At 68.7% G+C, this 13257-nt stretch carries 13 protein-coding genes; 12 read left to right on the top strand and 1 reads right to left on the bottom strand.

What is annotated here, in order from left to right; all coding sequences use genetic code 11:
- Positions 1-71: 71 nt before the first annotated feature.
- Complete coding sequence (locus ACV7NM_RS08530; protein ID WP_463409731.1) at positions 72-971, top strand: ACP S-malonyltransferase; 900 nt, start codon at positions 72-74, stop codon at positions 969-971.
- 104 nt (positions 972-1075) lie between these two features.
- On the opposite strand, the gene ACV7NM_RS08525 is transcribed toward ACV7NM_RS08530, so the two are convergent.
- On the bottom strand, positions 1076-1318 hold the full coding sequence (locus ACV7NM_RS08525; RefSeq protein WP_463409730.1) for a phosphopantetheine-binding protein: 243 nt from the start codon (positions 1316-1318) through the stop codon (positions 1076-1078).
- Positions 1319-1444: 126 nt separating this feature from the next.
- Here ACV7NM_RS08525 and ACV7NM_RS08520 point away from each other — a divergent pair, with 126 nt between their 5' ends.
- The 11 genes from ACV7NM_RS08520 to ACV7NM_RS08470 all read left to right on the top strand — a co-directional run bounded on the left by ACV7NM_RS08520 (position 1445) and on the right by ACV7NM_RS08470 (position 13252).
- Complete coding sequence (locus ACV7NM_RS08520) at positions 1445-3016, top strand: AMP-binding protein (RefSeq protein WP_463409729.1); 1572 nt, start codon at positions 1445-1447, stop codon at positions 3014-3016.
- Between the two features lie 122 nt (positions 3017-3138).
- Complete coding sequence (locus ACV7NM_RS08515) at positions 3139-4515, top strand: IS1380 family transposase (RefSeq protein WP_463409728.1); 1377 nt, start codon at positions 3139-3141, stop codon at positions 4513-4515.
- 307 nt (positions 4516-4822) lie between these two features.
- The gene (locus ACV7NM_RS08510; protein WP_463409727.1) at positions 4823-6058 is read left to right on the top strand and encodes a cytochrome P450; all 1236 of its coding nucleotides are present in this window, start codon (positions 4823-4825) and stop codon (positions 6056-6058) included.
- A gap of 16 nt (positions 6059-6074) precedes the next feature.
- On the top strand, positions 6075-6272 hold the full coding sequence (locus ACV7NM_RS08505; protein WP_463409726.1) for a ferredoxin: 198 nt from the start codon (positions 6075-6077) through the stop codon (positions 6270-6272).
- Between the two features lie 156 nt (positions 6273-6428).
- On the top strand, positions 6429-7904 hold the full coding sequence (locus tag ACV7NM_RS08500; protein ID WP_463413873.1) for an AMP-binding protein: 1476 nt from the start codon (positions 6429-6431) through the stop codon (positions 7902-7904).
- Positions 7901-9142 carry a type III PLP-dependent enzyme domain-containing protein gene (locus tag ACV7NM_RS08495; RefSeq protein ID WP_463409725.1) on the top strand — a complete coding sequence of 414 codons (1242 nt, stop codon included), beginning with the start codon at positions 7901-7903 and terminating at the stop codon, positions 9140-9142. The genes ACV7NM_RS08500 and ACV7NM_RS08495 overlap by 4 nt, the downstream gene beginning before the upstream one ends.
- Complete coding sequence (locus ACV7NM_RS08490; RefSeq protein WP_463409724.1) at positions 9139-9639, top strand: cobalamin B12-binding domain-containing protein; 501 nt, start codon at positions 9139-9141, stop codon at positions 9637-9639. The genes ACV7NM_RS08495 and ACV7NM_RS08490 overlap by 4 nt, the downstream gene beginning before the upstream one ends.
- Positions 9636-11000, top strand: coding sequence for a methylaspartate mutase (locus ACV7NM_RS08485; protein ID WP_463409723.1), 1365 nt, complete (start codon positions 9636-9638; stop codon positions 10998-11000). Before ACV7NM_RS08490 ends, ACV7NM_RS08485 begins: the two co-directional genes overlap by 4 nt.
- Complete coding sequence (locus ACV7NM_RS08480) at positions 10997-11863, top strand: 3-hydroxyacyl-CoA dehydrogenase family protein (RefSeq protein ID WP_463409722.1); 867 nt, start codon at positions 10997-10999, stop codon at positions 11861-11863. Before ACV7NM_RS08485 ends, ACV7NM_RS08480 begins: the two co-directional genes overlap by 4 nt.
- Entirely contained in the window at positions 11860-12150 is a 291-nt protein-coding gene (locus tag ACV7NM_RS08475) for an acyl carrier protein (RefSeq protein WP_463409721.1), read from the top strand. The genes ACV7NM_RS08480 and ACV7NM_RS08475 overlap by 4 nt, the downstream gene beginning before the upstream one ends.
- A complete protein-coding gene (locus ACV7NM_RS08470; RefSeq protein WP_463409720.1) occupies positions 12143-13252 on the top strand; it encodes an acyl-CoA dehydrogenase family protein in 1110 nt (369 codons plus the stop codon). Before ACV7NM_RS08475 ends, ACV7NM_RS08470 begins: the two co-directional genes overlap by 8 nt.
- Positions 13253-13257: the final 5 nt, after the last annotated feature.

Raw genomic sequence — 13257 nt, 5'->3', positions numbered from 1 at the left:
GAGAAGAGCATAGGGGGAACAGGACCATGGAGAGTGCTCCGCCGTCCGGCAGCGCGATCATATTTCCTGGAATGGGCCCATGCCCATTCAATGACGTGGCGAAGTTCATGCTGGTGAATCCCAGCGCCAGAAGGCTCGTGGCCACGGCGAACGAAGTCCTGGGATATTCCCTCGTGGACCGCTTCCGGGAGGCCGAGGGCGATTACAGTGAATTCGCCCAGGTGGCCTTCCTCGTCAATTGCCTGGCGTTGGCGGAATGGGCGCAGGAGTCGCTCGGCATGCAGCCGGACCTATGTGTGGGACCCAGCTTCGGCGGAAAAGCCGCGGCCGTGTACTCGGGCGCCCTCCCCTTCGAGGAAGCCGTCGGTATGACGGCGTGCTGGGCGCGGGCCTTGGAGGAGTACTTCGCAGTGGCGCACCGGGACGTGGTGACGCATTCCTTCGCCCGCACGGGCGAGGACGCGCTGGCCGAGATCCTGGGCGAGTTCGACAAGCAGGGCGAGTGGTACGACATCTCCTGCCGTGTCGACCACGACTTCCACATGATCTCGCTGCGCGAGGACCGGGTGGAGTGGCTGCGGTCCCGCGTGCGGTCGCTCGGCGGATTGCCGCTTTACACCATGCGCCCGCCGATGCACTCCCGCGCGTTCGGGCCGCTCAGGGACAGTGTGGAGCAGGACATCTTCGCCGACCTGCACTTCAGCGACCCGGTCCTGCCGGTGGTCGCCGATCAGGACGGCCGCGTCCTCACCACGGGCCCGCAGGTGCGCGCCATGCTGCTGGACGGCTTCGTCAAGGCGGTCCAGTGGCCGGACGTGGTGGCGACGCTGAAGGCCGCGGGCACGGGAAGGGTGTTCGTCTCCGGACCGGACAGTCTCTTCGGCCGGGTCGGCGTCACGACCCGCAACTTCGAGGTGGTCCCGGTCAACCCGAGGATCGCCCTGCAGCCGCGTCGCCGGGGCGCCGCCTAGGACACGCCTTTCGGGCGTCTGTGGGGCGGAGGCCGCCCCACACAGATGTGCCCTCCGTAATCGAGAAGATCACGAAGGGCGCTTCTGTGTTCAGGCCGGCCGTCTCATCGGGTGGGACTCTTGGAGATCGCGTCCCAGAGCACCTCCGGAGTCGCGAACGTCTCCGTGGTCAGCATCTCGTCGACGAAGCGCACGTCGTACATGGTTTCCAGTGACGCCAGCATTTCCACGGTGCCGAGCGAGTCCAGTCCGAGGTCGCGAAGACGGGCATCGTGATCGATTGCCTCCTGCGGACCCAAGAACGGCAGGTACTTGCGCAGTAGCTCTTCGAATTGCTCGTCCCACATGGTGTCTCCGAATCTTCAATGACTATGTGCCGCAATGGCTTTCGTGGTGACCATATTCCCCGTGCATGGCGAAAGCACCCCCTATCTGCCCCTTTTCTGTCGGAGTTTTCGAGGAAGGCTGGAAATATGTCCGATAAGGCTCTTCACGCGCGATTCCTGCGCGGACTCGAGCTCTCCCCCGGCAAGGCCGCGGTACGGGTCGGCCCGGAGTCCGTCAGCTACGAGGAGGCCCACGAGCGTGCCCTGCGCTGGGCCGGCGCCCTGCTCGCCGACGCCGGCCCGGGTGCGGGCGATCGGCCGCGAGCGGTGGGCGTGCTGGCCGCCAAGGGCGTCGACGCCTATGTGGGGCTGTTGGCCGGCCTGTACGCCGGTGCGGCCGTGGTCCCCCTGAACCCCGGGTTCCCCGCGTCCCGCACCCGGCACATGCTCCAGGTCGCCCAGGTGTCGGCGGTCCTGGCGGACGGGTCCGGCCTGGCCGCACTGGCCGGCGGGGCCGTGCCGGACATGGACTTCCCCGTCCTTCCGCTCGGCGACGCACCGGTGCCCCTCGGACGCCGGGGGATCACGGCCGGCCGGAGCGTCACCCTCGACGCCCCGCGGCCGGTCGGCGGGGACGACACCGCCTACATGCTCTTCACCTCCGGTTCCACCGGCAGGCCCAAGGGCGTGCCGATCAGCCACGGAAACCTGTCCCACTACTTCGGACTGCTGGACCGTCGCTACGACTTCCACCAGGACGACGTCTTCTCCCAGACCTTCGACCTGAACTTCGACTGCGCCATGTTCGACCTCTTCAACGCCTGGGGCGCGGGCGCCACCGTCCAGGCGGTGCCGGCACAGGCGTACCGCGACATGCCGGCGTTCCTCGCCGGACACGACATCAGCGTCTGGTTCTCCACGCCCAGCGCCATACCCCTGATCCGCAGGATGGGCGGCCTCCAGCCGGGGTCACTCCCCGCGCTGCGCTGGTCCCTCTTCGCTGGCGAGGCGCTCAACGCCGCCGACGCGGTGGACTGGCAGGCAGCGGCCCCCGATGCGACCCTCGAGAACATCTACGGACCCACGGAGTTGACCGTCACCATCGCCGGCCACCGGTGGTCACCGCAGGACTCGCCTGCCCGGTGCGTCAACGGACTAGTCCCCATCGGGGCCGTCAACGAGGGCCACGACCACATGCTGCTCGGCGACAACGGCGACCCGGTGCAGAGCGAGGGCGAACTGTGCATCACCGGGCCCCAGATGGTCTCCGGCTATCTCGACCCCGCCGACGAGCAGGGGCGCTTCCACCCCTACGGCGGGCGTACGTGGTACCGCACTGGGGACCGGGTGCGCACTCTGGACAACGGGGAGTTGATCTACCTGGGCCGCCTGGACAACCAGGTGCAGATCCAGGGCTGGCGCGTCGAACTCGCCGAGGTGGAGCACGCCCTGCGAGCCTCCGAAGGAGTCACCGAGGCGGTCGCCGTCACCCGCCCCTCGGACAATGGCCTGGAGCTCGTCGTCTTTTACACCGGTTCGCCCGTTGCCCCGTCAGTGCTGGCCAGGGAGCTGCGGGAGACGCTGCCGCAGGGCATGCTGCCGCGCGAGTACCGGTACCTGGACGAATTGCCCCTGAACTCCAACAGGAAGATCGACCGGGGCAAACTCGCGGCCGCGTGCGCCGCCGGGGACCCCATGGCCGAAACAGCGGCGGTTTAGCCTCGCGCTTTCATGAAGCGGGCTGTCCGACGGGTGGTCAGATAAGCGAAAAGTGCCTCTGACCAGCAAGAATGAGGATTGTCGAGGTCCTTGTTCCTGCCACCGTCGGAGGCACTTCCCAGGTGAAGAAGCGTATCGGGTCCTATCCCCGCGTCCGCATTGAGGGCGGCGGTCATGCGGTGGTGTCCCAGGCCGGGGCTGTACTGCTGGTCGAGACGGTCCGCAAGGCCGGGCTGGACCAGGCGATATCGACGGCGCTGACGCCGTGGCGACGTCCGCGGGCGGTGCACGATCCGGGCAAGATCCTGCTGGACGTCGCCCTGGCGGTCGCTCTGGGCGGCGACTGCCTCGCGGATGTCGGGATGCTGCGGGCCGAGCCGGCCGTGTTCGGCCCGGTGGCCTCCGACCCGACCGTCTCCCGACTCATCGACACCCTCGCCGCGGCCGGGCCGAAGGCCCTCTCCGCGATAGGGGCCGCGCGGGCCGAAGCCCGCGAGCACGTCTGGAACGTGGCCAAGAACGCGGCCCCGGACGCCGCAGGACACGTGATCGTGGACCTGGACGGGGTGCTCGTGCTGGCCCACTCCGAGAAACAGGACGCCACCGCGACCTGGAAGAAGACCTTCGGACACCATCCCCTGATGGCCTTCGTCGACCACGGAAGCGGCGGGAGTGGAGAGCCGGTGGCCGGCCTGCTCAGGCCGGGCAACGCAGGCAGCAACACCGCCGCCGACCACATCACCACGACTGGGCTCGCTCTGGCCCAGCTGCCGAAGACCTACCGGCGCGGACGCCGGACGCTGATCCGTACCGACTCCGCAGGCGGCACCCACGAGTTCGTCGCCTGGCTCGCCCAGCGCGGCCGGTGGCTGTCGTACTCGGTCGGCATGACCATCACCGACGCCATCCACCAGGCCGCCCTCAAAGTCCCGCCGGCCGCGTGGACGGCAGCGATCGAGCCGGGCGGCGAGATCCGCGACGGAGCCTGGGTCGCCGAACTCGACGGCGACTGCCTCAAGGGCTGGCCAAAGGGAACGCGGCTGATCGTCCGCAAGGAACGCCCGCACCCCGGCGCCCAGTTGCGGATCACCGACGCTGACGGCCTGCGGCTGACCGCGTTCGCCACCAACACCACCGGCGCCCCCATCGCCGCACTCGAACTGCGGCACCGCCAGCGCGCGAGGGCCGAGGACCGCATCCGGGCCGCCCGCGCCACCGGCCTGCGCAACCTTCCCCTGCACGACACCGCCCAGAACCGGATCTGGCTGGAGATCGTCCAGCTCGCCCTCGACCTGCTGGCCTGGATGCCCATGCTCGCCCTGAACGGCAAAACTCGCAGGTGGGAGCCCCGCCGTCTGCGACTCCGCCTGTTCTCCGCCGCCGCCCAGATCGTCACGACCGCCCGCCGCCGACACCTGAGATTCGCACGCCACTGGCCCTGGACCGACGTGATCACCGACGCCCTGGCACGACTCGAAGCTCTCCCGAACCCCGGCTGACCAGCGCGTTCCCGTCCCTGCGAGCAGCATCCTCCCGCCGGAGCCGTGGAACCCGGCGCCCACCCGACGCGACAGCCGGGCCACCAGCCTGACCACCACCAGCCCGAACAACCGAAACGGCCCGCCGAAGAAACCGACGGACCGTCACGAAAGATCGAGGTTAGGGGTCATTAGGGGTGCTGGTGCCGCGCCCCGGCTGAATAGCGTTTGGCCCAAGAAACTCGCTCGTGCCGTGTGCGGGACAGTGGCCGCCGCCATTGACGCGAGGTGGATCACCTGCAGGCAGGCCCGTCCCAAGAGGGGAATCATGACCGAAATCGCTGAAGCGGAAAAGACGGACGCAGAGGTGCGGCGCCCGTTCCCGCTTGCCGCTCGTTGCCCGTTCGGTGCACCGGCCGAGTACGCCGAGCTGCGTGAGACCGAACCGGTGTCCAAGGTGACCGTTGCCGTGAACGGCCGGCCCGCCTGGCTCTTCACCAGGTACGACCTCATCCGGCAGATTCTCAGCGACTCCCGGCTGAGCGCGAACATCAAACTGCCGGGATATCCGATCCCGATCAATGTGGACGATTCCTACGTTCAGACGGTCCGCCGCGGGCTCTTCAACCTGGACGGTCACGACCACGCCGTGCAGCGCCGACTCCTCGGCCCCGAGTTCAGCGTCAAGACGCTCGAGAAGCTGCGCCCACGCATTCAGTCGATCGTCGACGGTTACATCACCCGAATGCTCGAGCAGGGCGGCCCAGTGGACCTGGTGGCGGCCCTCTCCATTCCGATGCCCTCGCAGGTCGTCTGCGAGATCCTGGGAATTCCCTTCCAGGACCGGGAAGTCTTCCAGAACTGGTCGGGCACGCTGATGAACAGTGCCACCCTGCCGGAGGAGCAGATCCGGATCATCGGCCAGATGGAGGAGTACCTCGGCAAGCAGATCGCCGAGAAGGCCGCCACCCCCGGTGACGACCTGCCCAGCCGGGTCATCGAGAAGAACGAGCGTGAGGGCCACGGTCTCAGCCACGAGGACATCGCCTGGATGACCAACGTCCTCAACGGCGCCGCCCACGAGACCACGGCCAACAACCTCACCCTCGGTGTCCTCGCGCTGCTCCAGCACCCGGACCAGCTCGCCGAGTTCAAGGCCGACCCCTCGCTCGCACCCAAGGTGGTCGAAGAGGTGCTGCGCTATTCCAGCACCAACGACTGGGGCACCTCCCGCGTCGCGACCGAGGACATCGAGATCGGTGGAGTGCTGATCCGCGAGGGTGAAGGAATCATCACCTCGCGCGTCGCCGCCAACTACGACGACGGTGCTTTCGAGGACCCCGAGACGTTCGACATCCACCGGGGTGCGAGCAACCACCTCGCGTTCGGATACGGAGTTCACGGCTGCGTCGCGCAGAACCTGGCCCGCATGGAACTCCAGATCGCCATGACCACCCTGTTCACGCGCATTCCCGACCTGCGGCTCGCCGTTCCGGCCGAGGAGCTGCGGGTGCGCGAGGACGCGCTCATCCACGGGATTTACGAACTCCCGGTCACCTGGTAACGGAGGAATACCCATCATGCGTGTGCTGGTTGATGACGATAAGTGCGTCGGTGCCGGATGCTGTGTGCTCGCCGCGCCGGACCTGTTCGAGCAGAACGACGAGGACGGTCGAGTCTTCCTGCTCATCGAAAATCCCGGTACCGAGCTGCGCGATGACGTACTCGAAGCGATTGACGTCTGCCCCGCGGACGCGCTCCAGCTGATCGACGAGTAATTCTCCGGCGCATGGGGAGGGCCGCCCCTCCCCATGCGCCGGAATGCGACCCGGACCGCCTTTTCCAGAAATCGGAGAACGGCTTTGCATGCCCAGAATCAACTGACCGACCGTGAAACGGGGCTCGCGTACCCGCAGGGAACCCTTGTCCACGCCCTGCTGGACGACGCCGCGGCAGAGGTGCCCGACGCCTGCGCCGTGCGTGACTCCGTCACCGCGCTGAGCTACCGCCGACTGCGCGAGCTGAGCCACGCCGTCGCCCACTGGCTGCGGGACCAGGGCGTGGCCCCCGGCGACCGGGTGGTCGTTCAACTGCCCAGCCGGGTCGAGCTGGTCGCCCTGTTCTACGGAGTCGTACGCTGCGGCGCTGTCTTCGTGCCGCTGAACCCCGCGATGAAGAGGTTCCACCTCTCCTCCGTGCTCGAGAACGCCGAACCGACCGTGGCCATCGGCGACGCCGCGTCCGCACCTGGTCTGCGCGAGAACACCGCCGTCCCCGTCCACGAACTCTCCGTGGCCTGGCCGCACATCCTCTCCGTGGCCGACAAGACGCCGGAATCGGTGGACGTCGAGGTCGGGCTCGAGGACATCGCCGCCCTCGTCTACACCTCGGGAAGCACCGCCGCCCCCAAGGCAGTGGTGTGCCCCCACCGGCAGGTCACCTTCGCCTCCTCGGCGATCAACGCAGAGCTGGGATACCGACCGGACGACGTGGTCTTCTGCCGCTTCCCGCTGTCCTGGGACTACGGCCTGTACAAGGTCCTGCTCTCCTGCCTGGGCCGTTCGCAACTGATCCTCGCCGGCGAGGAGTCCGACCTCATCCTGCTCAAGCGGATGAGGGAGACCGGCGCCACCGTCGTACCGATCGTACCGTCACTGGCTGCGATGATCGCCACCCTTGCCAACCGCGACACCGAACAGCCGCCACCCGTGAGGATGTTCACCAACACGGGGGCCGCCCTCGCGGACACCACCATCGAGGCGCTGCGGGAGGCCTTCCCCGGCGTACGGGTGGTGCGCCAATTCGGGCAGACGGAGTGCAAGCGGATCTCCATCATGCCGCCCGAGGAGGACGGCGAACGCCCCAGGTCGGTCGGCCGCCCGCTGCCCGGCACACGGGTGTTGATCCTCGACGCCGACGGCGCCGAGCTTCCCGTCGGCGAGATCGGCGAGATCGTGGCCGCGGGGCCGCACGTGATGCCCGGCTACTGGCGCAACCCCGAGCAGTCCGCCGGGAACTTCCGCCCGGACCCGGTCACCGGCGAGCCGCGCCTGCACACCGGCGACTACGGAAGCCTCGACGCCGACGGCTATCTCTACTTCGAGGGCCGCCGGGACGACATGTTCAAGCGCAAGGGCATCCGCATGAGCACCGTCGAGATCGAGGCCGCGGCCATGGACATCCCCGGTGTCCGGGTCGCCGCGGTGATCCCACCGAACGCCGACCGAGATCTGACGGTGTTCGTGGAGGCCGATCTGGCGCCGAACGTCGTACTGAAGGAGCTCGCCAAGCGCCTGGAAGGCGCAAAGGTTCCCGCGCTGTGCAAGGTCATCCCGGAACTGCCGCTGACCCTGCACGGGAAAAACGCGCGCCAGGCGCTGATCGACATGCTCGAAGGGGGCGACCGGTGACACGTCACGAAGAGCTGGCGGTGCGCTACGGCACACCTCTCTACGTCTACGACCTCGACGAGGTCACTGCGGCACGGCGCGAGCTTTTCGACGCGCTGCCCCAGGGCTTCGATCTATACTACGCGCTCAAGGCGAACCCGCACCCCGGGCTGGTCCGGGCGTTGCGCGAGGGCGAAGGCCGGACCTGCCGCCCGGAGATCAGCTCGACGGGTGAACTCGCCGCGGCGCTCGAAGCGGGCTTCTCCGGCGCGGACTGCCTCTACACCGGCCCGGGCAAGACCCTCGGCGAACTGAACGAGGCCATCGGGCTGGGCGTGCGCATGTTCTCCACCGACTCGGTCACCGATGTGCGCAGGGTCGGCGCGGCCGCGCTCGAACACGGCGTGGTGGCCGAGTGCCTGCTGCGGATCAACAGCGCCTCGGCAAGCGCGAGCAGCAGCATCCGGATGACCGGCACTCCGTCGCAGTTCGGTTTCGACAGCGAGACCCTCGCCGAGGTGCTCCCCGAGCTGCGGGAGGTACCGGGCACCCGCATCACGGGCATGCACTTCTTCCCGCTGAGCAACGCCAAGGACGAGGCCTCGCTGATCGGCGAGTTCCAGCACACCATCGCCGTCGCGGCGCAGCTGAGCGAAGAGCTGGACATCCCGCTGGAGTACCTGGACATCGGCGGCGGCTTCACCGTCCCGTACGGAGTCCCGGGCGGGCGCGGCAGCTACCCGAAGCTGCGCGCGGAGCTCGAGGCCGCCCTCGATACGCACTTCCCCGACTGGCGCTCGGGCAGTCCCCGGCTGGCCTGCGAATCCGGTCGCTTCCTCATCGGCGCGAGCGGCACCCTGCTCGCCTCGGTCAGCAACGTCAAGGTCAGCCGGGGCCGCAAGTTCGTGATCACGGACGCGGGCATCAACACCTTCGGCGGCATGTCGGGCCTGGGGCGTCTGCTGCCCGTGGCCGTACAGCCCCAGGCCGGCGCCGAGGTGGAGTCCGCGAGCCTGGTCGGCCCTCTGTGTACACCGGGCGACATGCTCGGCCGGGAGATCAAGCTGCCCGTACTGCAGGCCGACGACCTCGTCAGCGTCCCCAACGTCGGCGCGTACGGCCCCACCGCGAGCCTGCTCATGTTCCTCGGCAGGCCGGCACCCACCGAGGTGATCGTCCGTGGGGACGGAGAAGTCTCCGCATCACGCATCGAACACCACCGCTCGGACGTACCGCCCGCGACCGGAGCACGAGAGTGAACAGCGCCCGACCCGCAGTCATCCCCCCGAACCCGGCGGCGCCCGAGTCCCCCCGCGGCACCGTCGTCGTCACCGGCATGGCCTCCGACTCGCACACCTGGAACCTGGTCTTCCTGCAGCTGCTGATCGAGGAGCTGGGCTACGACGTCGTCAACCTCGGCCCGTGCGTGCCCGACGAGCTCCTCGTCGAGGAATGCCGGTCCCTGTCACCCCACATGGTCGTCATCAGCAGTGTCAACGGACACGGCTACCAGGACGGAATGCGGGTGATCGGACGGCTCCGCTCCTGCGAGGAGCTCGCCGACACCCCCGTCGTGATCGGCGGAATGCTCGGCATCTCCGCCGAGGAGAATGCCGCGTACGTCGACGAACTGATGGCGTCCGGCTTCCACGCCGTGTTCGAGGGGAGCAGCAGCACCACGGGCTTCCGGGACTTCGTGAACGCGTTGCCCGCCACGGCCGGCGCGACGCCGGAGATGGCCGCCGCCGCGTCATGACCTCCATCGTCCGCTCGGTGCGCCGGGCCCTCAGGCAGAACCGGCCCGTGGACTTCGGCGCCTTCGTACGCCGCGCGGGCGGTTCGGGCGGGCTAGTCGTGCAGCCGAGGATGGGGTTCGGCGGCCCCGGCCCGATGCGGGCCGGGCTCGCCGCCACCAAGGCGGCGAAGGCCACCACGGTCGGCACCATTACCCTCGACAGCTTCACCCGCGTCGGTGAGCTGGAGTCGGTCGAGGAAGCCCTGCGCCACGGCGTCGGCCTCAACGGCTATCCGATCGTCACCTATGGGACGGAGGTCACCGAGGCGGTCCTCGACGGCATCCGGGATCCTCGCTTCCCCGTGCAGGTCCGGCACGGCTCTGCCGTACCGGGAGACATCTTCGACAAGCTCATCGAGCTCCGCCTCAACGCCACCGAGGGCGGCCCCGTCTCCTATTGCCTGCCGTACGGGCGCACTCCGCTCGCCGACTCCATCGAGAACTGGCAGCAGTGCACCCGGCGCTTCGCGACCCTGCGCGAGGTCGGAGTCGAACCCCACCTGGAAACCTTCGGCGGCTGCATGATGGGACAGCTCTGCCCCCCGAGCATGCTGGTGGCGCTGAGCGTCCTGGAGGCGCTGTTCTTCTGCTACCACGGAGTGCACAGCGTCTCGGTCAGCTACGCCCAGCAGACCAACGCGAGCCAGGACCGGGAGGCGGTACTCGCCCTGCGACGGCTATGTGCCGAACTGCTGCCGACCGAGAACTGGCACGTGGTCATCTACGCCTACATGGGCGTCTACCCGATGACCGACCACGGCGCGTACGCGCTGCTGGGCCAGGCCGCAGAACTGGCGGTCAGCACGGGATCCGAGCGGATCATCGTCAAGACCGTCGCGGAGTCGAGGCGAATCCCCACCATCGAGGAGAACGTCGCCGCACTGGAATTCGCCGGGGACACTGCCGCCGGCAGCAGGCTGGTGATCGGTGACGCGACCGCCACCGACTCGCAGACCTACCAGGAGGCCCGCGCGCTCATCGAGGCCACCCTGGACCTTGACCGGGACATCTCACGGGCTCTGCTCCTCGCCTTCCGGCGCGGGTTCCTCGACATTCCCTACTGCCTGCACCCCGACAACCGCGGCAGTTCCCGCAGTTATATCGACGGGGACGGGTGGCTGCGTTGGGGTGACATCGGCTCGCTCCCGCTGAGCGGGCTCGTCAAGGGCGGCCACAACAGCCGCGTCACCTCCGCGGGGCTGCTCACCGACCTCTCCTACGTGCGCCGCCGGTTCGACGAGGCCGGGCCGCGCACCTCTCTCCAAGGGCCCGCACAGGCGCCCGCACAACCGCCAGCAAAGGACGGTGCACAGAGCCGATGACAACCGACGGGCACAATCAACGCCTGACCATTCTCGGCGCGGGCGTGATGGGCGTGAACATCGCGACGACGGCACTGGGCCACGGGATTCCCGTCGTCCTGGTCGACGTCGAGCAGAGCACCCTGGACCGCGCCCGCAGCCAGATCTCCCAGCTGCTGCGCCACGCGACGCTGATGGGAGCACTGCCGACGGGTACCGCGGCCGGTGAACTGACCACCACGCTGTCCCCCGCGGACGGTGCGGACGCGACCGTGGTGATCGAGGCGATCACCGAGGATGCCACTCTCAAGGCCAAGGTACTGGCCGAGGTTTCGGGACTGATCCGCCCCGGCACCCCGCTGATCTCCAACACCTCCGGCATCCCCATCGACGAGCTCGCCGACGCGACCGTCCGCCCGGCGGAGCTGGTCGGCACTCACTTCATGAACCCCACCTACCTCATCGCGATGGTGGAGGTCATTCGGGGCCCGCGCACCAGCGACGAGACGATGACCGCGGTCGTGGACCTGCTGGAGGCCATGAAGCGGCGCTCGATCGTCGTCCGGGATGCCCCCGGCTTCGTCACCAGCCGACTGCTCCACCCGATGATCAACGACGCGGCACGCGTGGTCCAGGCCGGTACCGCCGACGTCGAGGCGGTCGACGCCCTGATGGAGGGCTGCCTCGGGCACCCCACCGGGCCGCTGCGCACCGCCGACCTGATCGGGATCGACAACCTCGTCGACTCGCTCGCCGCACTGTACGAGCGGACCGGCGACGAGGGCTGCCGCCCCTGCGACCTGCTTCTCGAGAAAGTCCGGCGAGGCCACATCGGCCGCAAGTCGGGCCGCGGCTTCTATGACTACGGAAAGGCACTCTCGTGACCACGAACGACACCACCCGGACGGCTGAGATCACGGCCGAAGCCATCGAGACCGAACTGCTCGCCTACCTCGAGGGCCGGACCAAAACGAAGCTCACCCCGGATCACGACCTGTTCGGTTCGGGCCTGGTTACCTCCATGTTCGCTATGGAACTCGTCGTCCACCTCGAGGGCGGCTACGACATCGTGATCTCCGGCCCCGACCTGAAGCTGGAGCACTTCCGCACCGTCCAGTCGATGGTCTCCCTGGTGCTCAGGCTCCGTGAGGCCGTGGTCGACCGTGGCTGACCTACTCGCCGAGGAACGCGATACGGTCCTCGCCCTGGTCGGCGACCAGGCCGACGCATGGGACCGGGCGGGCCTGCTGCCCGCGGAGCTGCTGCGCAAGCTCGGCGGCCTCGGACTGCTGAGCGCGCAGATCCCGGCCGTCCACGGCGGCCGTGGAGCGGACAGCCGCACGAACGGCGAGTTCACCGCGTACGTGGGCAGCCTGTGCAGTTCCCTGCGCAGCGTCATGACCTCGCAGGGCATGGCCGCGTGGACGATCGAGCGGCTCGGCACCCCGGAACAGCACCGCGCCTTCCTGCCTGGGCTGGGCAGCGGGCTGCTGGCCGCGGTCGGCTTCAGCGAGACTGACGCGGGCAGCGACCTGTCGGCGATCGGCACCCGGATCCGCCGCGAGGGCGACTCGGTCGTCGTGGACGGTGCCAAGCGCTGGATCACCGCCTCGTACTACGCCGACCTGCTGGTGATCGTCGGACAGTACGAGGACGGCGCGGCGGCCGTCGTGATCCCGGCCAACACCCCGGGTGTGCACGTGGAACGCGTCCCCGCCCCGATGGGCTGCCGGGCGGCCGGCCACGCCGACCTCCGCTTCGACTCCGTACGGGTACCCGCGGAGAACGTACTGGGGGGCACCGGACTGCCCCTGCCACTCGTCGTCACGGCGGCACTCGGCTACGGCCGGATGTCGGTGGCCTGGGGCTGCGTGGGCATCCTGCGCGCCTGTCTCGCTGCCGCAGCCGGCCATGCCAAGAACCGGCGGCAGTTCGGCAAGCCGATCGCCAAGCACCAGCTGGTCGCCCGGCACATCGCGGAACTGTACGTGTCCGAGCAGATCGCGACACGAGCCTGCGAGCACGCCAGCTCGTGCTGGGACGCCAAGTCCCCCGACATGGTCGTCGCGGCCGTGACGGCCAAGCACATCGGCGCCGGTCATGCCGCACGGGGAGCCGCCGCCGCGGTACAGGTGCTGGCCTCGGCCGGAGCCCAGGACGGCCACGTGGTGGCGCGCGCCTACCGCGACGCCAAGCTGATGGAAATCATCGAGGGCAGCAACGAGATCTGCCAGCTGATTCTGTCTCAGCACGCCCTCACCCATGCCGAGTGACTCGA

Source organism: Streptomyces sp. Tek67B01 (genome assembly GCF_055231995.1).
This window is presented reverse-complemented; position numbering and strand designations above follow the sequence as displayed.